Here is a 25,582-nt window from a genome sequence, read left to right on the forward strand (position 1 = left end):
ATGAAAAAACACATCAATCGCCTGGGCGTGCGTACCGCATCGGCCGTTGCAGCCATGATTTTTGCCGCCAATGCGGCATGGGCTCTGGAGCCTTTCAAGGTGCAGGACATCCGCGTCGAGGGCCTGCAGCGCGTGGAGCCCGGCACCGTGTTTGCCTCCATGCCGCTGCGGGTTGGTGACGACTACAACGACGAGAAGGGCGCCGCGGCCATCCGCGCTCTTTTCGGACTGGGCCTGTTCAAGGACGTGCGCCTGGAGGCGGCCGGCAACGTGCTGGTGGTGGTGGTGGAAGAGCGGCCCACCGTCGCCGACGTTGACTTCGCCGGCACGCGCGAGTTCGACAAGGACGCGCTCAAGAAGGCCATGCGCGATGTCGGACTCACCGAGGGCCGGCCTTACGACAAGGCGTTGACGGACCGCGCCGAGCAGGAGCTCAAGCGCCAGTACATCAACAAGAGCCTGTACGGCGCCGAGGTCGTCACCACCGTGACGCCGATCGAGCGCAACCGCGTCAACCTGACCTTCACCGTGGTCGAGGGCGAGCCTGCCCGCATCAAGGAAGTGCGCCTCGTCGGCAACAAGGCCTTCAGTGAATCCACGCTCAAAGGCCTGTTCGACCAGGACACCGGGGGCTGGCTCAGCTGGTACACCAAGTCGGACCGCTACTCGCGCGCCAAGCTCAATGCCGATCTGGAGACGCTGCGTTCGTACTACCTGCAGCGCGGGTATCTGGAGTTCCGGGTCGACTCCACGCAGGTCGCCATCTCGCCCGACAAGCAGGACATCTCCATCACCGTCAACGTGACGGAAGGCGAGCGCTACGTGGTCTCGGGCGTCAAGCTGGAGGGCAACTACCTGGACCGCGAAGACGAGTTCAAGTCCCTGGTCACCATCCGCGCGGGCGAGCCCTACAACGCGGACCAGGTCACGGAAACGACCAAGGCGTTTTCAGAGTATTTCTCGCGTTTTGGCTTCGCCTTCGCGCGCGTGGAAGCCGTGCCCGAAATCGATCGCGAAAACAACCGGGTCGCCTTCGTGCTGCAGGCCGAACCTTCGCGCCGCGCCTATGTGCGCCGCATCAACGTGAGCGGCAACAACCGCACGCGCGATGAAGTGATCCGCCGTGAATTCCGCCAGTACGAAGCCTCGTGGTACGACGGCGAGAAGATCCGCCTGTCGCGCGACCGCGTGGACCGCCTGGGCTTCTTCACCGAAGTCAATGTGGAAACCCAGGAAGTGCCGGGTTCCCCCGACCAGGTCGACCTCGTGATCAACGTGGCGGAAAAGCCCACGGGCTCGCTGCAGATGGGGGTGGGTTTCTCCAGCGCCGAAAAGGTGTCGCTGTCGTTCGGCATCAAGCAGGAAAACATCTTTGGTTCCGGCAACTACCTGGGCATCGATGTCAACACCAGCAAGTACCGTCGCACGCTGGTGTTCAGCACCACCAATCCATACTTCACGCCGGAAGGCATCTCGCGCACGCTGGATGTGTACTACCGCACGGACAAGCCCTACGAAGACCAGGGCGGCAACTACGAGTTGGTGACCACCGGAACGTCGGTGCGATTCGGTGTTCCGTTCAGTGAAACTGATACCGTGTTCTTTGGTGGGGGGCTGGAGCAGACCAAGATCAAGGCGGGTACGAACATTCCCGCCACCTACTTGGCCTATGCCGACCAGTTTGGCTACAGCAGCACCTCCATTCCTTTGACGATCGGTTGGTCGCGGGACGACCGCGACAGCGCTCTGGCGCCGAATTCCGGCCGCTATCAGCGCCTCAATTCAGAATGGTCGGTGGCAGGGGATGCCCGTTATGTACGGGCCAACTACCAGTATCAGCAGTACGTGCCGCTGAACAAGCGCTTCACCATCGCCTTCAACGGCGAGGTGGGCATCGGCAAGGGTATGAACGGCAGGCCGTTCCCCGTGTTCAAGAACTTCTATTCGGGGGGGCTGGGATCCGTGCGCGGCTTCGACCAGGGTACGCTGGGGCCGCGTGACGTGACGGGCGCGTCGTTGGGGGGACCCAAGAAGGTCACCTTGAACGCGGAGCTGATCGCACCCTTCCCGGGCGCGGGCAACGACCGGACACTGCGTGTATTCACTTTCTTTGATGTGGGTAATGTGTACGGAGAGAACGAAAAAGTTACTTTCAGTGACATGCGTTCCTCCGTCGGCCTGGGCCTGAGCTGGATTTCCCCGCTGGGTCCGTTGCGCCTGGCCTTTGCGCAACCGGTGCGCAAGTTCGCCGGCGATAGAATCCAGAAACTGCAATTCCAGATTGGAACGTCTTTCTAATGAAATCCTTTTCTCGCCATATCTCTCTGGCCCTGCTGCTTGGCACGCTTGCCATCGCAGCGCCTGCACAAGCGCAAGAGTTCAAAGCCGGGTTTGTCAACACCGACCGCATCTTCCGCGAGGCCAGCACCGCCAAGGCTGCACAGGCCAAGCTGGAGCAGGAATTCTCCCGCCGTGAGAAAGAACTGGTGGACATGGGCAACACCCTGAAGACCGCCACGGAGAAGTTCGAACGCGAAGCTCCCACGATGGCTGAAAGCCAGCGCACCACCCGCCAGCGCCAGCTGGTGGACCAGGACCGTGAATTCCAGCGCAAGCGCCGCGAATTCCAGGAAGACCTGAGCGCCCGCAAGAACGAGGAACTGTCCCAGGTGCTCGAACGTGCGAACAAGGTGGTCAAGCAGGTGGCAGAGGCGGAGAAGTACGACGTGATCCTGCAGGAGGCCGTCTACATCAACCCCAAGCACGACATCACCGACAAGGTGATCAAGGCGCTGAATGCCGCTGCCGGCAAGTAAGCCCCAGCGCTGGACAGGTGGCGCGTGAGCTTGCTTCTCGGGCACATAGTTGATGCGCTCGGTGGCTCGCTGGAAGGAGGTGCGGCACGGGATGCCGTCATTTCCCGCATCGCGCCCCTGGAGGTTGCAGGGCCGGGAGACCTCAGTTTCCTGAGCAACCCCCGCTACCAACAGCAACTGGCCGCCTCCCGGGCGGCCTGTGTCATTGTGGCGCCTGCCATGCGCGATGCCGCCCTGGCCCGTGGCGCCTGCATCGTGGCGGACAACCCCTACGTGTACTTCGCGCGGACCACGCAGCTTTGGCGCCGGCTCAATGCCCCCGCAGTGCAGGGCGGTGTGCACGCGAGCGCGGTGGTGGACCCGTCGGCGCAGGTCGATGCCACCGCCACCATCGGTCCCCTGTGCGTGGTGGAACGCGGTGCGCGCGTTGGCGCAGGAACCGTGCTCAAGTCCCGTGTCACGGTGGGCGAGGGCTGCCGCATCGGCGCGCGCTGCATCGTGCACCCCGGCGTGGTGATCGGCGCCGACGGCTTTGGTTTTGCGCCCGAGAACGGGCAGTGGGTCAAGATCGAGCAACTGGGGGCCGTGCACATTGGCGACGATGTCGAGATCGGCGCCAACACCTGCATCGACCGTGGTGCGCTGCTGGACACCGTCATCGAAGACGGCGTCAAGCTCGACAACCTGATCCAGATCGGGCACAACGTGCGCATCGGCAAGCACTCGGCCCTGGCGGGGTGCGTGGGCGTGGCCGGCAGCGCGACCATTGGCGCGCACTGCACCGTGGGCGGCGGCGCCATCGTGCTGGGCCATCTGGAGATGGCGGACAACGTGCACATCTCTGCCGCCACGGTGGTCACGCGCTCTTTGAGCCAGCCTGGGCAATACACGGGCATGTTTCCCATCGACGACAATGCGCGTTGGGAAAAAAACGCTGCAACACTCAAACAACTGCACAGCTTGCGAGAGCGCATCAAGGCGCTGGAGCAAGCTCTGAAAGCAGCATGAACGGAAGAACAACTCGATGATGGATATCCACGCAATTCTCAAGCAACTGCCCCACCGCTACCCGTTCCTGCTGGTGGACAAAGTGATCGAGCTTGAGAGCAACACCCGCATCAAGGCGATCAAGAACGTGACGTTCAACGAGCCTTATTTCATGGGGCACTTTCCAGGGCGCCCGGTGATGCCGGGTGTGTTGATCCTCGAGGCCCTGGCGCAGGCAGCCGGCCTGCTGGCGTTCGACGCGATGGGCAAGGTGCCTGATGAAAACAACATCTACTACTTCGTCGGCATCGATGGCGCGCGCTTCAAGCGGCCGGTGGAGCCGGGCGATCAGCTGATTCTCTCCATCACGATCGACCGCGTGCGCGGCGGCATCTGGAAGTTCAAGGGCGTGGCCAGCGTGGGCGAGGAAGTGGCCTGCGAGGCCGAACTCATGTGCACCATGCGCAGCGTGGGTTGATCCGCTCAGACTTGCAGATCGTGAGCAATATTCATCCCACGGCCATAGTCGCGCAAGGCGCCAGTCTGGATCCCACGGTCACGGTGGGGCCCTACGCGGTGATTGGTCCCGACGTGGTGATCGGGGCGGGAACCACGGTGGGGCCGCACTGCGTGATCGAAGGGCGCACCACGATCGGGGCCGACAACCGCATTTTCCAGTTCGCATCGCTGGGTGCCGTGCCGCAGGACAAGAAGTACGCGGGCGAGCCGACCGAACTCGTCATCGGCGACCGCAACGTGATCCGCGAGTTCTGCACCTTCAACCTCGGTGTGCCGGGAGCCGGCGGTATCACGCGCGTGGGCAGCGACAACTGGATCATGGCGTACACCCACATCGCGCACGACTGCCGCGTTGACAACCACACCACGCTCTCCAACAACACCACGCTGGCAGGCCATGTGCACCTTGCCGACTGGGTCACCATCGGCGGGCTCACCGGCATTCACCAGTTCGTCTCGATCGGTGCCCATGCCATGGTCGGCTTTGCCAGCGCCGTGTCGCAGGATGTGCCCCCCTTCATGCTGGCCGACGGCAATCCGCTGGCGCTGCGCGGCCTCAACATCGTCGGGCTGCGCCGCCGGGGCTTCTCGGCAGAGCGTGTGGCGGGCATCAAGCAGATGCACCGCCTGCTCTATCGCCAGGGGCTGACACTGGAGGCCGCACGCGCAGGCGTGGCCGAGTTGCCAGCCGCCCATCCGGAGGCTGCGCCCGACATCGCCATGATGCTGGGTTTCCTGGATACCTCCACGCGCGGCATCGCGCGCTGAGGGGCAATGATGAAGGCTTCCCCCCGCGTCGCCATGGTGGCGGGCGAGACCTCCGGCGACCTGCTTGCCGGCCTGCTGATCGACGGCATGCAGGCCCATTGGCCGGGCCTGCAGTCCTGCGGCATTGGTGGCCCGCAGATGCAGCGCCGGGGTTTTGCCGCCTGGTGGCCCAGCGAGAAGCTCGCCGTGCATGGGTACAGCATGGAGGTGCTGCGCCGCCTGCGCGAACTGCTGGGCATTCGCAAGCAACTGCGTGAGCGGCTGCTCAAGGAGCGTCCGGACGTGTTCATCGGCGTGGATGCGCCTGACTTCAACCTGAAGCTGGAGGCCGACCTGCGTGCCGCGGGTGTCAAGACCGTGCACTTCGTGTGCCCGTCGATCTGGGCCTGGCGCGCGGACCGTGTCGAGAAGATACGCCGCAGCGCCGACCACGTGCTGTGCATCTTTCCGTTCGAGCCCGAGCTGTTGGCGCGGCACGGCATTGCGGCGACCTATGTGGGCCACCCGCTTGCCGGCGTGATTCCCATGGTGCCGGACCGCGCCGCCGCCCGCGCCCAGCTCGGCCTGCAGGATGCCGACGAGGTGCTGGCCATTCTGCCGGGCAGCCGCTCCTCGGAGATCGCCTACATCACGCAGCCTTTCTTTGAGGCTGCAGCGCTTGTCCTGAAAGCGCGTCCAGCTATTAAATTGATAGTTCCTGCCGTCCCGGCGCTGCGGGAGCGCATCGTGCAGGCGGCACGGGCCGCGGGTCTGGGTGGGGCGGTGCAGATCGTGTCCGGCCAGTCCCATGCCGTGCTGGCCGCCTGCGACGCCACGCTGATCGCCAGCGGCACCGCGACGCTGGAGGCGGCGCTGTTCAAGCGTCCCATGGTCATCGGCTACCACATGCACCCGTTGAGCTGGTGGCTCATGCGCCGCAAGCAGCTGCAGCCCTGGGTGGGGCTGCCCAATATCCTTTGCGGAGAATTCGTGGTCCCCGAGCTGATCCAGGATGCCGCGACACCCCAGGCGCTCTGCGCGGCAACGCTGCAATGGCTGGATGCGCGCCAGCACAATCCTGAGAAAATCACGGCCCTGGAGCAGCGCTTTACGGCGCTGCACGAAAGCCTGCAACGCAATACCCCCCAACTGGCTGCCGATGCGATCCAGAAAATCCTTCACCCAGCTGCCTGAACAGGCCTGCCTGCCATGGCACCCGCCGGGTCTTGTGTCCGGCGTGGACGAGGCGGGCCGCGGCCCGCTGGCGGGGCCCGTGGTGGCGGCCGCGGTCATTCTGGATGACCTCAATCCGATCGCCGGCCTTGCCGATTCCAAGAAGCTCACGCCTGCCCGGCGCGAGAAACTCTACGACGAAATCCGTGCCAAGGCGCTGTGCTGCAGCATTGCCGAGGCCAGCGTGGAAGAGATCGACCAGCTCAACATCCTGCAGGCCACGCTGCTGGCCATGCGGCGGGCCGTGATGGGGCTGCGCCTGAAGCCCGTCATGGTGCTGGTCGATGGCAACCGCCTGCCCACGCTGGGCATCCAGGCCGAGGCCATCGTCAAGGGCGATGCGCTGGTGCCGGCCATCTCGGCCGCCTCCATCCTGGCCAAGGTGCACCGCGACCGCTGGTGCGTGCAGGTGCATGAAGAGTTTCCGCAGTACGGGTTTGCCGGCCACAAGGGCTATGGCACCGCGGTGCACATGGCCGCCTTGCGCGAGCACGGGGCCTGCGTCCATCACCGGCGTTCCTTTGCGCCCGTGGCGCAGAGCCTGCTTGCCTGACGGAACCTGCTCGCCCCATGACCTCTCCGTCCATCACCGCGATCCATTCGCGGGACAACACCTTCGTGAAGGAACTGCGCCGGCTCGCGCAGGACACCACCGCCTACCGCAAGCAGGGCAGGGTGTGGCTGGAGGGTGACCACCTCTGCCGCGCCGCCCTGGAACGGGGTCAGCGGGCATCGATCGCGGTATTTTCCGAGTCTTTTTGGCCTCAGGCGCAAGTGGAATGGGTGCAGGCAGCTATGAAAACCATAGTGCTCGCCGATGCCCTGTTTGCCGACATCAGCGGTCTGGAGTCGCCTGCCCGCATGGGCTTCATCATCGATCTGCCCGCTGCCGCCGCATTGCGCATGGACGCCGCCACCGTCGTGCTGGACCGGGTGCAGGACGCCGGCAATGTGGGTTCCATCCTGCGCAGCGCGTCGGCATTCGGATTCCGTCAGGTGGTCGCCGTCAAGGGCAGCGCCGCCCTGTGGTCCCCCAAGGTGCTGCGCGCCGGCATGGGCGCGCATTTCGCGCTGGACCTGATCGAAGGCGTGGAGCACGGCGAACTCCAGTCCCTGAAGGTGCCCATGCTGGTGACCAGTTCGCACGCCGGGGACTGGCTGCACCGGGCCGCGCTGCCCTGGCCCTGCGCATGGGTCATGGGCCATGAAGGGCAGGGCGTCTCCGCCGTGCTGGAGGAGCGGGCTGCGATGCGCATCCGCATCGCGCAGCCCGGCGGCGAGGAGTCGCTGAACGTCGCGGCGGCGGCGGCGATCTGCCTGCATGCGAGCGGCGCCGGGCGCTGAACACCTCCCTTCGCAGCCGGCTCCGGGGGGCCGCGGAAGGCCCGCCTTCTCCCGTTTTTCTAGAGGTTGCGCAGGAACTGGCGCACGAAATCGCCCTGGTTGGGCGCATCCTTCTCGGTGCTGAACAGCACCTGCTGGTTTTCCACGCGGATCTTGAGCTGTGGCGCGAACCTGCACTGCACCTGGCCCAGCCCGGACGCAGTGCTCTTGAAGGCGGGCGTGTTGCGGCACATGGAGTCCAGCTCCGATGCCACCACGCTGCAGAAGCTGCCGATGCTCAGGGTCTGCAGCTTCTCGTCATCGATCGTGCTCCAGTCGACCGTGGTCTTCACCGGCGTGCCGCAGGCCGCGGAGGCTTCCTGGTCGGCCCTGGCCAGCTCGGCCTGCGCTCCCGCGAGGCGCTTGCTGCGGTCAAAGCGGGCCAGCTTTTCCTGCACGCCCTGCTTTTGCTGGCTCTGGTAGCTCGCCTGCAGGTCCGCCAGCTTGAAGGCCTTGCTCTTTTCCTCGCTGAAGGACAGCGGCAGGCCGTCGCGCTTGCCGGGCAGGTACACCACATACTGCTCGCCGTGGCGATAGGCGTGGCTCTGCTTTTGCAGCAGGCCGTAGCTGCGGCCGTCGAGCCGGGTGGCATAGACCTCCCGCGCGGAGCCCTGTTGCTCCAGCTGGCTCAGGAACACGACCTGGTCAATGGGATCGTTGATGCCGCTCACGCGCACCAGGGCCTGTTTGCCATCCGCGCTGGGCGCCAGCACCACTTCCACCCCCTGGGGGGCCACGAAGACCTGGGGGTACCTGGCCAGTTCCAGGGCCTGGGCGGCCACGGCGGCGCACAGGCCGGCCAGGGAAAGGGCAAGAGGGCGGAGAAAAGTGCGCATCGGGAGGGTTCTCTGTGGGAGTGGCGGGAGGCGTCGGCCGAAGTCTAGGCGGACCGTTGTCACCTGAAATGCCTGGAACACTTGCTTACGTAACAAGGTTATGCAAGGCATGCATTTGTGAGTGAATGCGCCGCGATGGGTATAATCGGGAGCTTTTCTCGCAACAGCGTCGCCCGACCGCACCCAAAGCAACAACCCATCTGAGAGCAGCCACCGGCACTTGCGTACCTTTGCGTGCACGAGTGGCCTGCAGGCGCCGGGCGACCGTAACCATCCGGAGAACCCAGTGCTTTTGTCTCTACAGGGAAATTTCCCGCCCGCCATCCTGGCGCTCGCAGACGGCACGGTCTTTATCGGCAATTCGATTGGTGCCACCGGCACCACCGTCGGCGAAGTGGTGTTCAACACCGCGATCACCGGCTACCAGGAAATCCTCACCGACCCCAGCTACTGCCAGCAGATCGTCACGTTGACGTATCCGCACATCGGCAACTACGGCGTCAACGTGGAGGACATCGAAGCCGACAAGGTCCATGCCGCGGGCCTGATCATCAAGGACCTGCCCCTGCTGGCCAGCAACTTCCGCTCCACGGAAACGCTCTCGCAGTACCTCGTGCGCGAGAACACCGTGGCCATCGCCAACATCGATACCCGCAAGCTCACGCGCCTGCTGCGCAGCAAGGGTGCGCAAAACGGCGCCATCATCGGACTGGCCGCCGGGCAGCCGGTCACGCAGGCGCTCATCGACGAAGCCATCGCCAAGGCCAAGGCCGCCCCCAACATGGCCGGACTGGACCTGGCCCAGGTGGTGACCACGGCGTCGCGCTACGAGTGGACGCAGACCGAGTGGAAGCTGGGCTCGGGCTACGGCGAACTCGCGGCGCCGCAGTTCCATGTGGTGGCGTACGACTTCGGCGTGAAGAAGAACATCCTGCGCATGCTGGCCGAGCGCGGCTGCAAGGTCACCGTGGTGCCTGCCAAGACGCCCGCCGCCGATGTGCTGGCACTCAAGCCCGATGGCGTGTTCCTGTCCAACGGCCCCGGCGATCCGGAGCCCTGCGATTACGCCATTGCCGCCACCCGCACCATCGTGGACAGCGGCGTGCCCACGTTCGGCATCTGCCTGGGTCATCAGATCATGGCCCTGGCCGCCGGCGCCAAGACATTCAAGATGACCCACAGCCACCACGGGGCCAATCACCCCGTGAAGGACCTGGACACCGGCCGCGTGAGCATCACGAGCCAGAACCACGGTTTCGCGGTGGACATGGAATCGCTGCCTGCCAACCTGCGCGCCACGCACATCAGCCTGTTCGACGGCACGCTGCAAGGGCTGGTCCACAAGGACAAGCCGGCATTCTGCTTCCAGGGCCACCCTGAGGCTTCCCCCGGGCCGCACGACATCGCCTACCTTTTCGACCGATTCACCGATGCCATGCGCGCGGCGAAAGCCGGTTGAACCCGGGAAGGAATAGCGCCATGAAACTGTTCAGCTTTCCCCTCGCATCGCTGGAAAAGGCGATCCACAAGCGTGTCCTGACCCTGCCATCGCCCCACCGCGAGTGGTTCACGGAACGCTGGGCGCAAAAGCCCTACAAGAAGGCGTTCGTCGAGAACAAGGCCATGCCCCTCGTCACGCTGGTGGCCAAGGGCAAGACCCTGGACGATGCCGCCTTCGCAGAGCTGCTGCAGGAATGGGAAGTGACGTTTTATGACGCGGAAGAAGAGGTCCTGCGCCCGCTGATCCAGGGCGACGGCCTGCTGCAGCTGATGCAGAAGAACCTTCCTCCCGAACGGGCCCAGGCGCTGCTTGCCAAGTTGACCGAGCGGCGCCCGCCATCGGACGCAGCAGCCTCTGCCCCGACCCCCAGCCCCCAGGCAGCCGAACCCACGATCGACTGATCGACGCACCATGCCAAAACGCACAGACATCAAAAGCATTCTCATCATCGGCGCCGGCCCGATCATCATCGGCCAGGCCTGCGAGTTCGACTACTCCGGCGTGCAGGCCTGCAAGGCCCTGCGCGAGGAAGGCTACAAGGTCATCCTGATCAACAGCAACCCCGCGACGATCATGACCGACCCGGCCACGGCCGACGTGACCTACATCGAGCCCATCACCTGGCAGACGGTCGAGAAGATCATCGCCAAGGAGCGCCCCGACGCCATCCTGCCCACCATGGGCGGCCAGACCGCGCTCAACTGCGCGCTGGACCTGTGGCACAACGGCGTGCTCGACAAGTACAAGGTCGAGCTGATCGGCGCCACGCCCGAAGCCATCGACAAGGCCGAGGACCGCCTGAAGTTCAAGGACGCCATGACCAAGATCGGTCTGGGCTCCGCGCGCTCAGGGATCGCCCACAGCATGGACGAAGCCTGGGCCGTCCAGAAGAGCGTGGGCTTCCCCACCGTGATCCGCCCCAGCTTCACGCTCGGCGGCACGGGCGGCGGCATTGCCTACAACCCCGAAGAGTTCGAGACCATCTGCAAGCGCGGCCTGGAAGCCTCGCCCACCAACGAGCTGCTGATCGAGGAGTCGCTGCTCGGCTGGAAGGAGTACGAGATGGAAGTGGTCCGCGACAAGGCGGACAACTGCATCATCATCTGCTCCATCGAGAACCTGGACCCCATGGGCGTGCACACGGGCGACTCCATCACCGTGGCCCCCGCGCAGACGCTGACCGACAAGGAATACCAGATCATGCGCAACGCCAGCCTGGCGGTGCTGCGCGAGATCGGCGTGGACACGGGCGGCTCCAACGTGCAGTTCTCGGTGAACCCGAAGGACGGCCGCATGATCGTCATCGAGATGAACCCCCGCGTGTCGCGTTCGTCGGCCCTCGCGTCCAAGGCCACGGGCTTCCCGATCGCCAAGGTCGCCGCCAAGCTGGCCGTGGGCTACACGCTCGACGAGCTCAAGAACGAGATCACCGGCGGCGCCACGCCCGCGTCGTTCGAGCCCTCCATCGACTACGTGGTCACCAAGATCCCGCGTTTCGCGTTCGAGAAGTTCCCCACGGCCGACAGCCGCCTGACCACGCAGATGAAGTCGGTGGGCGAGGTCATGGCCATGGGTCGCACCTTCCAGGAATCCTTCCAGAAGGCCCTGCGCGGCCTGGAAGTGGGCGTGGACGGCATGAACGAGAAGACCCAGGACCGTGAGGTGCTCGAAAAGGAGCTGGGCGAGCCCGGCCCCGAGCGCATCTGGTACGTGGGCGATGCGTTCGCCATGGGCCTCTCCGTGGACGAGGTGTACGACCTCACCAAGATCGACAAGTGGTTCCTGGTGCAGATCGAAGAGATCGTGAAGATCGAACTGGAGCTGGACCAGCTGGCCGTGGACAAGGGCGATGCGGCACTGGCCAGCCTGGATGCCGGCACGCTGCGCTCGCTCAAGAAGAAGGGCTTCTCGGACCGCCGCCTGGCCAAGCTGCTCAAGACGACGGAAAAAGCCGTGCGCGAAGCCCGCCGCGCGCTGAACGTGCGCCCGGTGTACAAGCGCGTGGACACCTGCGCCGCCGAATTCGCGACCAACACTGCCTACATGTACTCGACCTACGAGGACGAGTGCGAGGCCGAGCCGACCAACAACAAGAAGATCATGGTGCTCGGTGGCGGCCCCAACCGCATCGGCCAGGGCATCGAGTTCGACTACTGCTGCGTGCACGCCGCGCTGGCCATGCGCGAGGACGGCTACGAGACCATCATGGTCAACTGCAACCCCGAAACCGTGTCCACGGACTACGACACCTCGGACCGCCTGTACTTCGAGCCCCTCACGCTCGAAGACGTGCTCGAAATCGTGGACAAGGAAAAGCCCACTGGCGTGATCGTGCAGTACGGCGGCCAGACGCCGCTCAAGCTGGCGCTGGGCCTCGAAGCCGAGGGCGTGCCCATCATCGGCACCAGCCCCGACATGATCGATGCCGCCGAGGACCGTGAGCGCTTCCAGAAGCTGCTGCACGACCTGGGGCTGCGCCAGCCCCCCAATGCCACGGCCCGCACCGAGGCCGAGGCGCTGGAAAAGGCCGCCGCCCTGGGCTACCCGCTGGTGGTGCGCCCCAGCTACGTGCTGGGCGGCCGTGCGATGGAAATCGTGCACGAGCAGCGCGACCTGGAGCGCTACATGCGCGAGGCCGTGAAGGTGAGCAACGACTCGCCCGTGCTGCTGGACCGCTTCCTGAACGATGCCATCGAGTGCGACGTGGACTGCCTGCGCGATCCCGAGGGCAAGACCTTCATCGGTGGCGTGATGGAGCACATCGAACAAGCCGGTGTGCACTCGGGCGACTCCGCCTGCTCGCTGCCGCCGTACTACCTCAAGCAGGCCACGGTCGATGAACTCAAGCGTCAGTCCGCGGCCATGGCCGAAGGCCTGAACGTGGTGGGCCTGATGAACGTGCAGTTCGCCATCCAGGAAGTGGACGGCAAGGACGTGATCTACGTGCTGGAAGTGAACCCCCGCGCCTCGCGCACCGTGCCGTTCGTCTCCAAGGCCACGGGCATCCAGCTGGCCAAGGTGGCCGCGCGCTGCATGGCCGGCCAGACGCTGGCCTCGCAGGGCATCACCAAGGAGGTGACGCCGCCCTACTTCAGCGTGAAGGAGGCCGTGTTCCCGTTCGTCAAGTTCCCCGGCGTGGACACCATCCTCGGCCCCGAGATGAAGTCCACCGGCGAGGTGATGGGCGTGGGCAAGACCTTTGGGGAAGCCTTTGTGAAGAGCCAGCTGGGCGCGGGCACCAAGCTGCCGACGTCGGGCAAGGTGTTCCTCACGGTGAAGAACAATGACAAGCCCCGTGCGGTGGACATTGCCCGCCAGCTGGTGGCGCTGGGCTTTGACCTGGTGGCGACCAAGGGCACCGCTGCGGCCATCGCCGAGGCGGGCGTCCCGGTGGTGGTGGTCAACAAGGTCACGGAAGGCCGTCCGCACATCGTGGACATGATCAAGAACAACGAGATTGTCATGGTCATCAACACGGTGGAAGAGCGCCGCAACGCGATTGCAGACTCGCGTGCGATTCGCACCTCGTCGCTGCTGGCCCGCGTGACCACCTTCACGACCATCTTCGGCGCCGAGGCGGCCGTGGAGGGCATGAAGTACCTGGACAAGCTCGACGTGTACTCGGTGCAGGAGCTGCACGCCCAGCTGGTGGCCTGACCCCCGGCAAAAGCGGCATAATCTTCGCCTGACCAGACACCGCCGCGCGGCAACGTGCGGCGGTTTCCTTTTGTAGACTTGCCATTGACGAAGTCCGGCACAGCCCGGGCGTGACGTGGTGACTGACCGGTGGAAGTGCCTTGGCGCTTTCACCGTTTTGACTTATGGAGACTCGACAGAATGGCCACCATTCCGATTACCAAGCGCGGCGCTGAAAAGCTCAAGGAAGAGTTGCACCGCCTCAAGACCGTGGAACGGCCCGCGGTGATCACGGCGATCGCCGAAGCGCGCGCGCAGGGGGACCTCAGCGAAAACGCCGACTACGACGCCGCCAAGGACCGCCAGGGCTTCATTGAGGGCCGCATCCAGGAGATCGAGGGCAAGCTCTCGGTCGCGCAGGTCATCGATCCCAGCGCCGTCGACGGCGGCGGCAAGGTGGTCTTTGGCGCCACGGTCGAGCTGGAGGATGAAGAGTCTGGCGACACCGTGAAGTACCAGATCGTGGGCGAGGACGAGGCCGACCTGAAGCAGGGCCTGATCAATATCTCCAGCCCCATCGCCCGTGCGCTCATCGGCAAGGAAGAGGGCGATACCGCCGAAGTGCTGGCGCCCGGCGGCGTTCGCCGCTATGAGGTGGTGGCGGTCAGCTACCAGTGAACAGGCGCGGCATGCTCCATCGCCTTCCTGCCCTGGTGGCCGCCCTGTGGTGGGGAAGCCTGACCACCATCGGCTTTCTGGTCGTGCCCATGCTGTTTGCCCACCTCCCGTCGCCGACGGTGGCGGGCAACATGGCGGCCAGGCTGTTTGCGGCACAGACCTGGGTGGCGGTGGCCTGCTGCCTGGTGCTGCTGCTGGTCTCCAGGCCCAGGCAGGCGGTAGCGCAGTACCCATGGGCGCAAGCTGCTATGGTTTTCATACTGGGCGGCATGCTGCTGGCACTGCTCACGCAGTTTGGCGTGGCACCGCGCATCGTGGCGCGGCAGGATCTGCGCGTGTGGCACAGCGTGGGAACAGTGATGTACGCGCTGCAATGGTGCTGTGCGTTGGCCGTGCTGTGGCAAACGCTTCGCCACGACCCTCAGGCGCCCGCCGGGGGCGGCTCCGCCGGAGCCTGAAGCGCATGCACCGCGGCGGCTCGGCCAGCGCCAGCGCCGACGCCGCCTACTCGTGCCAGTGTTCCGCCACCCAGGTGGCGGGGCGAATGTAGCGAAAGCGGCGGTTGCGCCGTCCCGCCAGCGCGTCCGGTGGATTGCACTCCCCGTGAAAGATCACGATGCGCGCACCGGGCGGCACGAACGGCGCGCGCCAGTAGTTGGTGGGCCAGGGCGGTATGCCGTGGTACTTGAAGCTCGGGCACCACGCTGCGGGCCAGTATTGCAGCTTGCCCTGCCGGTGCAGAAAGTCCGACAGGTAGGCCTGTTCGTTGCGGAACTGTGCGCGGATTTCTGCGAAGTGGGCGCGAAAGTGTGCCAGCACGTCAGGGTGCGCTCCCAGTTCGAACCGGTAGACCGATGAATTGCCCGTGACGCGCCAGGGGCGCTTGTAGTCATGGATGATCAGGAATTCGCCCGGCTGGGTAAAAAAATCGTCCAGGCTGCCGGTGATGACCACGTCCACATCCAGGAACAGGGCCGTGCCGCTGAGCCCGTGCAGGTCCTGGCTGAAGGTGGCCAGCTTGGTCCAGCCCCGCTCGGGAATGCCGGGTGGCAGATCGAGCGCGGGGATGGGCAAGCACTGCACCTCGCTGCGGATGCCGGCGCTGTCGTCGGTCAGGCAGACGAAGCGGAAGTCGCCACGCAGGTGCCGCCGAACCATCGCGTACAGCCGATTGACATATTCGGGGCCGTATTTCGTGCCCCACTTCATGCAGAGGATGTGGCGCGCGTGGGCGGCCGTGCCGGCAGGCGCTGCAGAAGCTGCAGGTACTGCAGAGACTGCGGGGGGGCTCATCAGTCTGCCTGGCGCTTCTTGATCGACTTTTGCTTGGGTTTGGCGCGCTTGATCTGGCCGCCCGAGGTCAGGCGCTGGTTGCCCAGCACGCGCAGCTGCTTGATTTCGGGACGCTGGCCGCCGCGCTTGCTGAACTTCAGCACCTTGACGTCGCGCGGGCCCGGCATCCGGTCTTCATCGACCACGCGCTCCTTGACGGGCTGAGGGCGCCAGAGCACCAGCAGTTTGCCGATGTGCTGGATGGGGGCGGCGTTGAGGTCGGCCGTGATCTGCTGGTACATCAGCTCGCGGGCCGCGCGGTCGTCATTGAAAACACGCACCTTGATCAGCCCGTGGGCATTCAGGGCGGCGTCGATCTCCTTCTTGACGGCGGGGGTCAGGCCATCGCCGCCAATCAGGACGACGGGGTCCAGGTGGTGGGCATTGGCGCGTTGTTCCCGGCGCTCGGCGGGAGTCAGTTGAATTTGAGGCATGGGCCGTATTATGTCTGCGGCCCGCCGCGGGGTGCCTTCGCGTCGCCGCGCGAAATGGGCCTTGTGTCCAATCGGCTGTGCCGATTGTCGAGAGACAATGGAGCCGTATGAAAGTCAAAACCCAGAGCAAGAAGGTCAACAAGGCATGGTTGAACGACCACGTCAACGACACCTATGTCAAATTGGCCCAGAAAGAGGGATACCGCGCGCGCGCGGCCTACAAGCTCAAGGAGATCGACGAGCAGCTGGGCCTCATCAAGCCCGGCTACACGGTGGTGGACCTGGGCTCCACGCCCGGCGCATGGAGCCAGTACCTGCGCAGGCGCATGTCGCCCTCGGGTGCGGCTGCGGGGCAGCTCAATGGCACCATCATCGCCTTGGACATCCTGCCCATGGAGCCCATCGAGGGGGTGACCTACCTCAATGGCGATTTTCGCGAGGCGCAGGTGCTCGAGCGCCTGGAGCAGGCGCTCGGCGGCCGCGCGGTGGATGTCGTGGTGTCGGACATGGCGCCCAATCTTTCGGGCATCGGATCGGCCGATGCGGCCCGCATCGCCCACCTGGTGGAGCTGGCGGTGGATTTCGCTTGCAACCATTTGAAACCGGACGGTGCGCTGGTGGTCAAGCTCTTCCACGGCGGCGGGTACAGCGATCTGGTGACGCTGTTCAAGCAGACCTTCAAGGTGGTCAAGCCCTTGAAGCCCAAGGCGTCGCGCGACAAATCTTCGGAGACCTTCCTGGTGGGAATGGGCCTCAAAAAGGCCGCCTGAAAGGTCTTGCCCCAGGTCATGAATCCGTGAAATTCGCCCGTAAAGCCCGTGCTGTTTCCATGGCGGCTAGGGGGAATAGGGATGGCTGGGTGGCTTGAAAGACCTAAAATGGGCCGCACATGCGTGCCATGACGGCAGTGTGTCCGTTTTCTGTTCCCTGCAACTGGAGCCCCGCTTGAACAATCAGTGGTTTTCAAAAATTGCCGTGTGGCTGGTTATCGCCATGGTGCTGTTCACGGTGTTCAAACAGTTTGACACCCGTGCCGGCGCCAGCGCAGGCCACGTCGGCTACTCGGAATTCCTCGAGGAAGTCCGCAGCAACCGCATCAAGAGCGCAACCATCCAGGAAGGCCAGGGCGGCACCGAGATCGTGGCCGTCACCAACGACGACCGAAAGATCCGCACCACCGCGACCTATCTGGACCGCGGCCTCGTGGGCGATCTCATCAACAACAACGTCAAGTTCGACGTCAAGCCCCGCGAAGAAGGCTCCCTGCTCATGACCCTGCTGGTCAGCTGGGGCCCCATGCTGCTGCTGATTGGCGTGTGGGTGTACTTCATGCGCCAGATGCAGGGCGGCGGCAAGGGCGGCGCCTTCAGCTTCGGCAAGAGCAAGGCGCGCATGCTCGACGAGAACAACAACCAGGTCACGTTCGCGGATGTGGCCGGTTGCGACGAGGCCAAGGAAGAAGTCAAGGAAGTCGTGGACTTCCTGAAAGACCCACAGAAGTTCCAGAAGCTGGGCGGCCGCATTCCGCGCGGCCTGCTGCTGGTGGGCCCTCCGGGCACCGGCAAGACCCTGCTGGCCAAGTCCATCGCGGGCGAAGCCAAGGTGCCGTTCTTCAGCATCTCGGGCTCCGATTTCGTGGAAATGTTCGTCGGCGTGGGCGCGGCCCGTGTGCGCGACATGTTCGACAACGCCAAGAAGAACGCCCCCTGCATCATCTTCATCGATGAAATCGACGCCGTGGGCCGCCAGCGTGGCGCGGGCCTGGGCGGTGGCAACGACGAGCGCGAGCAGACCCTGAACCAGATGTTGGTCGAGATGGACGGTTTCGAGACCAACCTGGGCGTGATCGTGGTGGCTGCCACCAACCGCCCCGACATCCTGGACGCGGCCCTGCTGCGCCCCGGCCGCTTCGACCGCCAGGTCTACGTGACGCTGCCCGACATCCGGGGCCGCGAGCAGATCCTGAACGTGCACATGCGCAAGATCCCGATCGGCCAGGACGTGGCCCCCGGCATCATCGCGCGCGGCACGCCCGGCATGAGCGGTGCCGACCTGGCGAACCTGTGCAACGAAGCCGCCCTGATGGCCGCCCGCCGCAATGCGCGCACGGTGGAGATGCAGGACTTCGAGAAGGCCAAGGACAAGATCCTCATGGGCCCCGAGCGCAAGAGCATGGTCATGCCCGAGGAAGAGCGCCGCAACACGGCCTACCACGAGTCCGGCCACGCGCTCATCGGCAAGCTGCTGCCCAAGTGCGACCCGGTGCACAAGGTCACCATCATTCCCCGTGGCCGTGCCCTGGGCGTGACGATGAGCCTGCCCGCACAGGACCGCTACAGCTATGACCGCGAATACATGCTCAACCAGATCAGCATGCTGTTCGGCGGCCGCATCGCCGAGGAAGTGTTCATGAACCAGATGACCACCGGCGCCAGCAACGACTTCGAGCGCGCCACGCACATCGCCCGCGACATGGTCACCCGCTACGGCATGACGGATGCGCTGGGCCCCATGGTCTATGCGGAAAACGAAGGCGAGGTGTTCCTGGGCCGCTCGGTCACCAAGACCACGACCATGAGCGAGCAGACCATGGAAAAGGTCGACATGGAAGTGCGCCGCATCATCGACGAGCAGTACAACCTCGCCCGCCGCCTGATCGAGGAGAACAGCGACAAGATGCACGCCATGGCCAAGGCCCTGCTCGAATGGGAAACCATCGATACCGAGCAATTGGACGACATCATGGCAGGCAAGGAGCCCCGTCCTCCGAAGGACTGGACGCCCCGCACGCCTCCCTCGGGCGGCGACAATTCCAGCGGCGGCACGCCCGCCGTGGCAACGGACACCGCGCCTTCGGCAGCCTGAGGAGCCCGTTGCAGTTCCAGCCGTTCCAACGGGGCCTTGTGCCCCGTTTTTCATGGTCTGTTTGGTCCCCTTGCTGATCCTCGCGGCGGCACCCCTATCTCTTTTCCCCACGGACCATGCTCTGGCAGACCTCCCGCTTTTCCATCGATCTTTCCGAGCCCCGCGTCATGGGGATCGTCAACGCCACGCCGGATTCGTTTTCCGATGGCGGACGCCATGGCTCCACGGCGGGGGCCCTGCGGCATTGTGAACAGCTGCTCAAGGACGGGGCGCACATTCTGGATATCGGGGGGGAGTCCACGCGGCCCGGCAGCCCCGCGGTGCCCCTGGACGAAGAACTCACGCGCGTGGTGCCCCTGGTGCGGGACGCGGTGTCCCTGGGCGCCCCGGTCTCCGTCGATACCTACAAGCCCGAGGTCATGCGGGCGGTGCTGGACCTTGGCGCCGACATCGTCAACGACATCTGGGCGCTGCGCCAGCCAGGCGCGGCGCAGGTTGTGGCATCGCACCCGCAGTGCGGCGTGTGCCTGATGCACATGCACCGTGACCCCCAGACCATGCAAGCGGCCCCCATGCAGGGGGATGTGGTCCGGCAGGTGCTATCGTTCTTGCAGCAGTCAGCGCTTGATCTGCAAGCGCTGGGGGTCAAGAATACCCGGATCGTGCTGGACCCTGGCATTGGATTCGGCAAGACGCCGGAGCAGAATTTTGCGCTGCTGGCCCATCAGCCTGCATTGTTGCGCGCGGGCTACCCCCTCCTGGCGGGCTGGTCGCGCAAGTCGTCCCTGGGGGCCGCGACGGGGCTGGCGGTGGAGCAGCGCATGGTTCCGAGCGTGGTCACGGCCGTGCTGGCCGTGGAGCGCGGGGCTTCCGTGGTGCGCGTGCACGATGTGCGAGAAACCGTGTCGGCACTGGCGGTGTGGAGCGCCATGCAGCGAGAGCGTTGAGGCCGGGCGCTGCAAGGAGGGGGCAGCATGCCGGGCGGCACGCATCCACTTATTAATAAACAACGAGAGATTCACACGAGGAGACACCAGAACATGACGCGCCAATACTTTGGAACCGACGGTATCCGTGGCACCGTCGGGCAACCTCCGATCACCCCGGATTTCGTCTTGCGCCTGGCCCATGCCGTCGGGCGCGTGCTGCGCAGGGCCGAGGACCGGCCCACGGTGCTGATCGGCAAGGACACCCGCATTTCAGGCTACATGCTGGAGAGTGCGCTGGAGTCGGGTTTCAATTCCGCCGGCGTGGACGTGGTGCTGCTGGGCCCCTTGCCGACCCCGGGTGTCGCGTACCTGACCCGTGCCCAGCGCGCGAGCCTGGGGGTCGTCATCAGTGCCAGTCACAACCCTTACCCCGACAACGGCATCAAGTTCTTCAGCGCCCAGGGCACCAAATTGCCCGACGCCTGGGAGCAGGCGGTCGAAGCCGCCCTGGCAGAGCCCCCGGTGTGGGCCGACTCGGCCAGCCTGGGCAAGGCGCGCCGGCTCGATGACGCCGCGGGCCGCTACATCGAGTTCTGCAAGAGCACGTTCCCGCAGGACCTGACCCTCAAGGGCCTCAAGATCGTGGTGGACGCGGCCCATGGCGCGGCGTACCAGGTGGCGCCCAAGGTCTTTCACGAACTCGGTGCCGAGGTGCTGTCGATTGGCTGCTCGCCCGATGGCCTCAACATCAACCACGAGGTGGGCGCCACCCACCCTGACGCGCTCGTGCGCGCCGTGCGCGCCAACCGCGCCGACTACGGCATCGCGCTTGATGGCGATGCCGACCGGCTGCAGATCGTGGATGCCACCGGGCGGCTGTACAACGGCGACGAGCTTCTGTACCTCATGGCGTCGGACCGCATGGGCCGTGACGAGCATGTGCCCGGCGTCGTCGGCACCCTGATGACCAACATGGCGGTGGAGGTGGCGCTGCAGGCCCGGGGCGTGAAGTTTGTGCGCGCCAAGGTGGGTGACCGCTATGTGCTCGAAGAGCTGGCGCGGCACCAGTGGGTGCTGGGCGGCGAGGGGTCGGGCCACCTGCTCGCGCTGGACCGCCACACCACCGGCGACGGCCTGGTGAGCGCGCTGCAGGTGCTGCAGGCCAGCGTGCGCAGCGGGCGCACGCTGGCGCAGCTGCTGGCGGACATCACGCTCTACCCCCAGGTGCTGCTCAATGTGCGCCTGGCGCCCGGGCAGGACTGGAAGTCCAACCGCCGCCTGGAGGAGACCACCCGCGCCGTGGAGCAGGAGCTGGGCGCCACGGGCCGGGTGCTGATCCGCGCGAGCGGCACCGAACCGCTGCTGCGCGTGATGGTCGAGGCGCGCGATGCGCAGCAGGCCAGCGCGTGTGCGCAGAAGCTGGCCGACGCGGCCCGTGCCGGCTGATGGTGGCGCCGCGCGCCATCGCCACTGTGGGGCGCGCCGTGCGATCGACTACGCTGCTGTCTTTGCCGCCAGCCTGGAACCGTTGCTGATGCCTTCCACCACCACCGATGCTCTCACTCCCATCACCGTCCGGCGCGTGGACTATGGCGATGCCCGCCAAGCCCGGGCGTTGGTCGAACTGCTCGACAGCTATGCGAAGGACGTGGCGGGGGGAGGCGCGCCGCTCAGCGCCGAGGTCCTGCGCGGCCTGCCCGAAGCCTTGCGGCGCAGGCCCCAGGCTTTCAGCGTGATCGCATGGGCGGCCGACGCCGCGGCGCCGCACGGCGAGGTGCCCGTGGGGCTGGTCAATTGCCTGGAGGGTTTTTCGACCTTTGCCTGCCGGCCCCTGGTCAACGTGCATGACGTGGTGGTGGCCCCCGGCTGGCGCGGCCACCGCATTGCCCAGCGCATGCTGCAGTCGGTGGAGGCGCTGGCGCGCGAGCGGGGTGCCTGCAAGCTCACGCTGGAAGTGCTTTCGGGCAACCGCAGCGCCCTGCGCGCGTACGAACGGGAAGGCTTCGCCGCCTACACGCTGGACCCCAGCATGGGACAGGCGCAGTTTCTGCAGAAGATGCTGGACGGGGCAGGGCCTGTGCCACCCGCGGTACTCTGAATCACTTTTCCGGGAGACAAGACCGTATGAAGACATCTCTGGGCCAGATCGCCGCGGTGGGCGCCACCGCATTGGCGGCGTTGCTCGCGGCGCCCGCTGCCCATGCGGGCAAGACGCTTGACGGCATCCGGGCGCGCGGGCAGGTGGTGTGCGGCGTCAACACCGGGCTGGCCGGGTTTGCGATCGCGGACTCCAGTGGCCGGTGGTCGGGCCTGGACGTCGACATCTGCCGGGCGCTTGCGGCCGCGGTGCTGGGCGACGGCCAGAAGGTCAAGTACGTGCCGCTGGACGTGCCGCAGCGCTTCACCGCGCTGCAATCCGGCGAGGTGGACGTGCTTTCGCGCAACACCACATTCTCGCTGGCGCGCGACGCATCGCTGGGCCTGCACCAGACGGCCGTGACCTACTACGACGGCCAGGGCTTCATCGTGCCGGCCAGGAGCAAGATCAAGAACCTCCGCCAGCTCAAGGGGCAGACCGTGTGCGTGCAGTCAGGCACCACGACGGAAAAGAACCTGGCCGACTATTCCCGTGCCCACGACCTCGACATCAAGCCCGTGATGTTCGAGAAGGTGGACGCGGCAACGTCGGCCTACCTGTCGGGGCGCTGCTCCGCGTTCACCACCGATGCCTCGGGCCTGGCATCCCTGCGCAGCGGCGTTCCGCAAGGCGCGGCAACGCACACCATCCTGCCCGAGCTCATCTCCAAGGAGCCTCTGGGCCCCATGGTGCGGCGGGGGGACGACGAGTGGTTCGCGGTGGTCAAGTGGGTGATCTACGGCCTCATCGAAGCCGAAGAGCAGGGCGTGACACAGGCCAACGCGGACCAGCTGAAAACCAGCAGCAGCCACCCGGCGGTGCAGCGCATGCTGGGAACCTCGGAAGACACCGGAAAGCTGCTCGGCCTGGACCGCGACTGGCTGCTGCGCGCCGTCAGGACCACCGGCAACTATGGCGAGATCTTCGAGCGCAACGTCGGGCAGAAGTCGGCGTTGGCGCTGCCGCGCGGCCTCAACAACCTGTGGAACAGGCAGGGCCTGATGTACGCCTTTCCGATCCGCTGAGCGTTGCCTGGAGGGATCTGCGCGCGCGGTGCGGACGACAGCTCGGGCATCGCGGCAGTGCAATGCAATACAGTGCATTTGCTATTATATTTATAGCTGCTCGCGCTTATCTATAAAGCGTCAGGGGCTGATTTTATTCAAAATTTCCCCGTGTGGAGGCCTGTTGCCCGGGCGGGTCTGTGAGAGCCGGTCCGGCGGGTCCGGGCCGCGGCACGATCGTGCTGCCGGCCGGCCGGCTCAATGCAGCTGCCGCCGCATGAAGGCTTCCAGCTCCGGTGCCGACAGCGGCATGCTGAAGTGGTAACCCTGCGCCTCGTCGCAGCCCTGCTCACGCAGGTAGGCCAATTGGCCTTCGGTCTCCACGCCTTCGGCCGTGGTGCGCATGCCCAGCGCCTGGGCCATGCGGATGATGGCGCTCACGATGGCGCGGTCGTTGTTGTCGTTGCCCAGGTCGCGCACGAACGACTGGTCGATCTTGAGCTTGAAGATCTGAAATCGCTTGAGCTGGCTCAGCGATGAATAGCCGGTGCCGAAGTCATCCATCGACATGCGCACGCCGCGCGCGTGCAGCTGGTCCATGGTGGCCACCGCGGCATGCGGGTCGTCCACGGCCACGCCTTCGGTCAGCTCCAGCTCCAGGCAATCCGGCGGCAGGTCGAATTCGGCCAGCATGCGGCTTACCAGTTCGGGCAACTGGGGCTGGCGGAACTGGATGGCCGAGAGGTTCACGGCCATCGTCAGGCCCGGGAACCCGCAGGCCCGCCAGGTCTTGAGCTGCGAGAGCGCGGTGCGCAGCACCCATTCGCCGATCTGCAGGATCTGCCCGCTGTCTTCTGCAATGGGAATGAATTCGGCGGGCGACACTCCACCGAGCTGCGGGTGCTGCCAGCGCAGCAGGGCTTCCACGCTGCGCACGGCCCCGGTGGTCAGGCTCATCTGCGGCTGGTAGTGCAAGTGGAACTGGTTGCGCTCCAGCGCCCGGCGCAGGGCGTTTTCGAGCTGCAGCGCGCGCACCGACTGCGCCTGCATTTCCGGGGTGAAGAACTTGAATGTGTTGCGCCCGTCGAGCTTGGCGCGGTACATGGCCACGTCGGCCGACTGCGTCAGGGTGTCGAAGTCCTTGCCGTCCTGGGGGAACAGCGCGATGCCCATGGACGGGGCCATGGTCAGTTCATGGTGGTCGATCTGGTAGTGCTGGCGCGAGGCCTCCTGCAGCTTGCCGGCCACGCGGGCCGCGCCGTGCGCATTGGCGCCGGGCAGCAGCAGGATGAACTCGTCGCCACCCAGGCGCGACACCGTGTCCTTGTCGCGCACCACGGCGCGCAGCCGCTTGGCGATCTCCACCAGCAGTGCATCGCCCACCCGGTGGCCCAGCGAGTCGTTCACGTGCTTGAAGTGATCCAGGTCCAGGAAGATCAGGGCCAGGGGCGTGTTGCCCTCCTGGGCCACGCGGATGGCCTGCTGCGCGCGCTCGGACAGCAGGGCGCGGTTGGGCAGGCCCGTGAGGGCGTCATAGTGGGCGAGCCAGTAGATGCGCTCCTGGTCGGCCTTGCGGTCGTTGATCTCGCGGTGCAGGTTGTCCACGGTCTCGCGCAGTTCGCGGGTGCGGTCCTGCACCTGCCGTTCCAGGTCCTCGTGCGTGCTGGCCAGGACGGCCTGTGCCTGCTTTCGCTCCGTGATGTCCATGGTGATCCAGATGGAGCCCTGCGATGGATCGGCGGGATCTATGGATTTGCTGCGCACCTCGCAGATCACGGGGGTGCCGTCCTTGCGGCACAGTTCCAGCTCGCCTTCGTACGAATGGCCGGCGGCCAGCTGCGGATAGCACCGGCGGCCGACTTCTTCCCACGCGGCGTCGCTGGCATACCAGCGGCGCGACGGGCTGCCCGCCAGTTCCCCCGGCTGGTAGCCCAGCATCTGCTCGAAGTGGTGGTTGCACCGGGTCAGGCGCCGGTCGCGCAGGAACACGATGCCCACCATGGCGCTGTCGAACAGCAGCTGTTTTTCGCGGACCGCGGCGCCCAGCGCGGCCTGCGCGCGCCGTTGCTCGTCGATATCGTCCAGGATCCAGATGGAGCCTTCGGTCGTGTCGTGCGGATTGATGAGCCGCCCCGTCAGGCTGCCCCAGAACAAGGAGCCGTCGCGCCGGCGCAATTGGCGCTCCACGCGGAAGGCCTGGCCCTGGGCGAGCACCGGGTAGGCGGTGCGGCCCAGATCGCGAAAGGCATCGCGCGAAGGGTAGAACGCCTCGGTGTTGAGGCCCACCAGCCCTTCGGCGCTGGCGTAGCCGAAGATCTCGGCGTACCGCTGGTTGCAGCGCACCACGCTGCGCTGGCGCAGGAAAACAATGCCCACGCCCGCACTGTCGAGCAGGGTTTGCTGTTCGCGCAGCGCGCGTTGCAGGGGGGTGTCGGTGGCAACTCCAGGACGCTGCAATTCTGGAGAGCTGTACGGCGCAGACATGGAAACCGGTACGGGCGGGAGGGCCAGGCGGCCTTGGTAATTTGTACCAAAGTGTAGCAGC

General features: G+C 65.6%; 23 protein-coding genes. 19 read left to right on the top strand and 4 right to left on the bottom strand.

Features of this window, described 5'->3' with window-relative positions; genetic code table 11:
• Genes bamA through AC07PV_RS21855 form a run of 8 tightly spaced genes read left to right on the top strand, consistent with a single transcriptional unit; the run spans nucleotide 1 to nucleotide 7,646 of the window.
• Complete coding sequence (gene bamA, locus AC07PV_RS21820; RefSeq protein WP_218297691.1) at nucleotides 1-2,298, top strand: outer membrane protein assembly factor BamA; 2,298 nt, start codon at nucleotides 1-3, stop codon at nucleotides 2,296-2,298.
• On the top strand, nucleotides 2,298-2,816 hold the full coding sequence (locus tag AC07PV_RS21825) for an OmpH/Skp family outer membrane protein (protein ID WP_218297690.1): 519 nt from the start codon (nucleotides 2,298-2,300) through the stop codon (nucleotides 2,814-2,816). The genes bamA and AC07PV_RS21825 overlap by 1 nt, the downstream gene beginning before the upstream one ends.
• Before the next feature lie 24 nt (nucleotides 2,817-2,840).
• Nucleotides 2,841-3,824 (top strand): UDP-3-O-(3-hydroxymyristoyl)glucosamine N-acyltransferase, encoded by a 984-nt coding sequence (lpxD, locus tag AC07PV_RS21830; protein WP_494631312.1) that lies wholly within the window; start codon nucleotides 2,841-2,843, stop codon nucleotides 3,822-3,824.
• 16 nt (nucleotides 3,825-3,840) lie between these two features.
• Nucleotides 3,841-4,281, top strand: coding sequence for a 3-hydroxyacyl-ACP dehydratase FabZ (gene fabZ, locus AC07PV_RS21835; RefSeq protein WP_010457855.1), 441 nt, complete (start codon nucleotides 3,841-3,843; stop codon nucleotides 4,279-4,281).
• A gap of 20 nt (nucleotides 4,282-4,301) precedes the next feature.
• Entirely contained in the window at nucleotides 4,302-5,090 is a 789-nt protein-coding gene (lpxA, locus tag AC07PV_RS21840) for an acyl-ACP--UDP-N-acetylglucosamine O-acyltransferase (RefSeq protein WP_218341591.1), read from the top strand.
• A gap of 9 nt (nucleotides 5,091-5,099) precedes the next feature.
• Nucleotides 5,100-6,263: a lipid-A-disaccharide synthase gene (gene lpxB, locus AC07PV_RS21845; protein WP_218297687.1), complete on the top strand. Its 1,164-nt coding sequence runs from the start codon at nucleotides 5,100-5,102 to the stop codon at nucleotides 6,261-6,263.
• Nucleotides 6,229-6,855 (top strand): ribonuclease HII, encoded by a 627-nt coding sequence (gene rnhB, locus AC07PV_RS21850; RefSeq protein ID WP_218297686.1) that lies wholly within the window; start codon nucleotides 6,229-6,231, stop codon nucleotides 6,853-6,855. The genes lpxB and rnhB overlap by 35 nt, the downstream gene beginning before the upstream one ends.
• A 17-nt stretch (nucleotides 6,856-6,872) precedes the next feature.
• Nucleotides 6,873-7,646, top strand: a complete 774-nt coding sequence (locus AC07PV_RS21855; RefSeq protein WP_494631313.1) for a TrmH family RNA methyltransferase — start codon at nucleotides 6,873-6,875, stop codon at nucleotides 7,644-7,646.
• A gap of 59 nt (nucleotides 7,647-7,705) precedes the next feature.
• On the opposite strand, the gene AC07PV_RS21860 is transcribed toward AC07PV_RS21855, so the two are convergent.
• On the bottom strand, nucleotides 7,706-8,521 hold the full coding sequence (locus AC07PV_RS21860) for a hypothetical protein (RefSeq protein ID WP_494631315.1): 816 nt from the start codon (nucleotides 8,519-8,521) through the stop codon (nucleotides 7,706-7,708).
• A 286-nt stretch (nucleotides 8,522-8,807) separates the two neighbouring features.
• Here AC07PV_RS21860 and carA point away from each other — a divergent pair, with 286 nt between their 5' ends.
• The 5 genes from carA (at nucleotide 8,808) to AC07PV_RS21885 (ending at nucleotide 14,794) form a co-directional block, all read left to right on the top strand.
• The gene (carA, locus tag AC07PV_RS21865) at nucleotides 8,808-9,980 is read left to right on the top strand and encodes a glutamine-hydrolyzing carbamoyl-phosphate synthase small subunit (RefSeq protein WP_218297683.1); all 1,173 of its coding nucleotides are present in this window, start codon (nucleotides 8,808-8,810) and stop codon (nucleotides 9,978-9,980) included.
• A gap of 20 nt (nucleotides 9,981-10,000) precedes the next feature.
• Nucleotides 10,001-10,423: a hypothetical protein gene (locus AC07PV_RS21870; RefSeq protein ID WP_218297682.1), complete on the top strand. Its 423-nt coding sequence runs from the start codon at nucleotides 10,001-10,003 to the stop codon at nucleotides 10,421-10,423.
• A gap of 10 nt (nucleotides 10,424-10,433) precedes the next feature.
• On the top strand, nucleotides 10,434-13,679 hold the full coding sequence (gene carB / locus AC07PV_RS21875; protein WP_218297681.1) for a carbamoyl-phosphate synthase large subunit: 3,246 nt from the start codon (nucleotides 10,434-10,436) through the stop codon (nucleotides 13,677-13,679).
• 180 nt (nucleotides 13,680-13,859) lie between these two features.
• Nucleotides 13,860-14,336 carry a transcription elongation factor GreA gene (gene greA, locus AC07PV_RS21880; RefSeq protein WP_218297680.1) on the top strand — a complete coding sequence of 159 codons (477 nt, stop codon included), beginning with the start codon at nucleotides 13,860-13,862 and terminating at the stop codon, nucleotides 14,334-14,336.
• Between the two features lie 11 nt (nucleotides 14,337-14,347).
• Nucleotides 14,348-14,794, top strand: coding sequence for a DUF4149 domain-containing protein (locus tag AC07PV_RS21885; protein WP_494597410.1), 447 nt, complete (start codon nucleotides 14,348-14,350; stop codon nucleotides 14,792-14,794).
• Between the two features lie 46 nt (nucleotides 14,795-14,840).
• Here AC07PV_RS21885 and AC07PV_RS21890 read toward each other — a convergent pair whose 3' ends face one another.
• Nucleotides 14,841-15,629: a glycosyltransferase gene (locus tag AC07PV_RS21890; protein ID WP_494631316.1), complete on the bottom strand. Its 789-nt coding sequence runs from the start codon at nucleotides 15,627-15,629 to the stop codon at nucleotides 14,841-14,843.
• Nucleotides 15,629-16,102: a YhbY family RNA-binding protein gene (locus tag AC07PV_RS21895; RefSeq protein ID WP_218297678.1), complete on the bottom strand. Its 474-nt coding sequence runs from the start codon at nucleotides 16,100-16,102 to the stop codon at nucleotides 15,629-15,631. The genes AC07PV_RS21890 and AC07PV_RS21895 overlap by 1 nt, the downstream gene beginning before the upstream one ends.
• Before the next feature lie 107 nt (nucleotides 16,103-16,209).
• Here AC07PV_RS21895 and AC07PV_RS21900 point away from each other — a divergent pair, with 107 nt between their 5' ends.
• The 6 genes from AC07PV_RS21900 (at nucleotide 16,210) to AC07PV_RS21925 (ending at nucleotide 23,058) form a co-directional block, all read left to right on the top strand.
• Entirely contained in the window at nucleotides 16,210-16,872 is a 663-nt protein-coding gene (locus tag AC07PV_RS21900) for an RlmE family RNA methyltransferase (protein ID WP_218297677.1), read from the top strand.
• 175 nt (nucleotides 16,873-17,047) lie between these two features.
• Nucleotides 17,048-18,967 (top strand): ATP-dependent zinc metalloprotease FtsH, encoded by a 1,920-nt coding sequence (gene ftsH, locus AC07PV_RS21905; protein WP_218297676.1) that lies wholly within the window; start codon nucleotides 17,048-17,050, stop codon nucleotides 18,965-18,967.
• 116 nt (nucleotides 18,968-19,083) lie between these two features.
• Nucleotides 19,084-19,914, top strand: a complete 831-nt coding sequence (folP, locus tag AC07PV_RS21910; RefSeq protein ID WP_494631317.1) for a dihydropteroate synthase — start codon at nucleotides 19,084-19,086, stop codon at nucleotides 19,912-19,914.
• Nucleotides 19,915-20,007: 93 nt separating this feature from the next.
• Nucleotides 20,008-21,342: a phosphoglucosamine mutase gene (gene glmM / locus AC07PV_RS21915; RefSeq protein ID WP_218297674.1), complete on the top strand. Its 1,335-nt coding sequence runs from the start codon at nucleotides 20,008-20,010 to the stop codon at nucleotides 21,340-21,342.
• A gap of 88 nt (nucleotides 21,343-21,430) precedes the next feature.
• On the top strand, nucleotides 21,431-21,994 hold the full coding sequence (locus AC07PV_RS21920) for a GNAT family N-acetyltransferase (protein ID WP_218297673.1): 564 nt from the start codon (nucleotides 21,431-21,433) through the stop codon (nucleotides 21,992-21,994).
• A 26-nt stretch (nucleotides 21,995-22,020) separates the two neighbouring features.
• On the top strand, nucleotides 22,021-23,058 hold the full coding sequence (locus AC07PV_RS21925; RefSeq protein WP_218297672.1) for an amino acid ABC transporter substrate-binding protein: 1,038 nt from the start codon (nucleotides 22,021-22,023) through the stop codon (nucleotides 23,056-23,058).
• A 237-nt stretch (nucleotides 23,059-23,295) separates the two neighbouring features.
• On the opposite strand, the gene AC07PV_RS21930 is transcribed toward AC07PV_RS21925, so the two are convergent.
• Nucleotides 23,296-25,521: an EAL domain-containing protein gene (locus tag AC07PV_RS21930; RefSeq protein WP_492245441.1), complete on the bottom strand. Its 2,226-nt coding sequence runs from the start codon at nucleotides 25,519-25,521 to the stop codon at nucleotides 23,296-23,298.
• Between the last annotated feature and the right edge of the window lie 61 nt (nucleotides 25,522-25,582).

The organism is Acidovorax sp. GW821-FHT09A11 (genome assembly GCF_059418365.1).

Excerpts from the sequence above, each read along its gene's own strand:
- bamA (WP_218297691.1), top strand. The coding sequence starts at position 1 with ATGAAAAAACACATCAATCGCCTGGGCGTGCGTACCGCATCGGCCGTT.
- AC07PV_RS21825 (WP_218297690.1), top strand. The coding sequence starts at position 2,298 with ATGAAATCCTTTTCTCGCCATATCTCTCTGGCCCTGCTGCTTGGCACG.
- fabZ (WP_010457855.1), top strand. The coding sequence starts at position 3,841 with ATGATGGATATCCACGCAATTCTCAAGCAACTGCCCCACCGCTACCCG.
- lpxB (WP_218297687.1), top strand. The coding sequence starts at position 5,100 with ATGAAGGCTTCCCCCCGCGTCGCCATGGTGGCGGGCGAGACCTCCGGC.
- rnhB (WP_218297686.1), top strand. The coding sequence starts at position 6,229 with ATGCGATCCAGAAAATCCTTCACCCAGCTGCCTGAACAGGCCTGCCTG.
- AC07PV_RS21855 (WP_494631313.1), top strand. The coding sequence starts at position 6,873 with ATGACCTCTCCGTCCATCACCGCGATCCATTCGCGGGACAACACCTTC.
- AC07PV_RS21860 (WP_494631315.1), bottom strand. The coding sequence starts at position 8,521 with ATGCGCACTTTTCTCCGCCCTCTTGCCCTTTCCCTGGCCGGCCTGTGC.
- AC07PV_RS21870 (WP_218297682.1), top strand. The coding sequence starts at position 10,001 with ATGAAACTGTTCAGCTTTCCCCTCGCATCGCTGGAAAAGGCGATCCAC.
- carB (WP_218297681.1), top strand. The coding sequence starts at position 10,434 with ATGCCAAAACGCACAGACATCAAAAGCATTCTCATCATCGGCGCCGGC.
- greA (WP_218297680.1), top strand. The coding sequence starts at position 13,860 with ATGGCCACCATTCCGATTACCAAGCGCGGCGCTGAAAAGCTCAAGGAA.
- AC07PV_RS21885 (WP_494597410.1), top strand. The coding sequence starts at position 14,348 with ATGCTCCATCGCCTTCCTGCCCTGGTGGCCGCCCTGTGGTGGGGAAGC.
- AC07PV_RS21890 (WP_494631316.1), bottom strand. The coding sequence starts at position 15,629 with ATGAGCCCCCCCGCAGTCTCTGCAGTACCTGCAGCTTCTGCAGCGCCT.
- AC07PV_RS21895 (WP_218297678.1), bottom strand. The coding sequence starts at position 16,102 with ATGCCTCAAATTCAACTGACTCCCGCCGAGCGCCGGGAACAACGCGCC.
- AC07PV_RS21900 (WP_218297677.1), top strand. The coding sequence starts at position 16,210 with ATGAAAGTCAAAACCCAGAGCAAGAAGGTCAACAAGGCATGGTTGAAC.
- folP (WP_494631317.1), top strand. The coding sequence starts at position 19,084 with ATGCTCTGGCAGACCTCCCGCTTTTCCATCGATCTTTCCGAGCCCCGC.
- glmM (WP_218297674.1), top strand. The coding sequence starts at position 20,008 with ATGACGCGCCAATACTTTGGAACCGACGGTATCCGTGGCACCGTCGGG.
- AC07PV_RS21920 (WP_218297673.1), top strand. The coding sequence starts at position 21,431 with ATGCCTTCCACCACCACCGATGCTCTCACTCCCATCACCGTCCGGCGC.
- AC07PV_RS21925 (WP_218297672.1), top strand. The coding sequence starts at position 22,021 with ATGAAGACATCTCTGGGCCAGATCGCCGCGGTGGGCGCCACCGCATTG.
- AC07PV_RS21930 (WP_492245441.1), bottom strand. The coding sequence starts at position 25,521 with ATGTCTGCGCCGTACAGCTCTCCAGAATTGCAGCGTCCTGGAGTTGCC.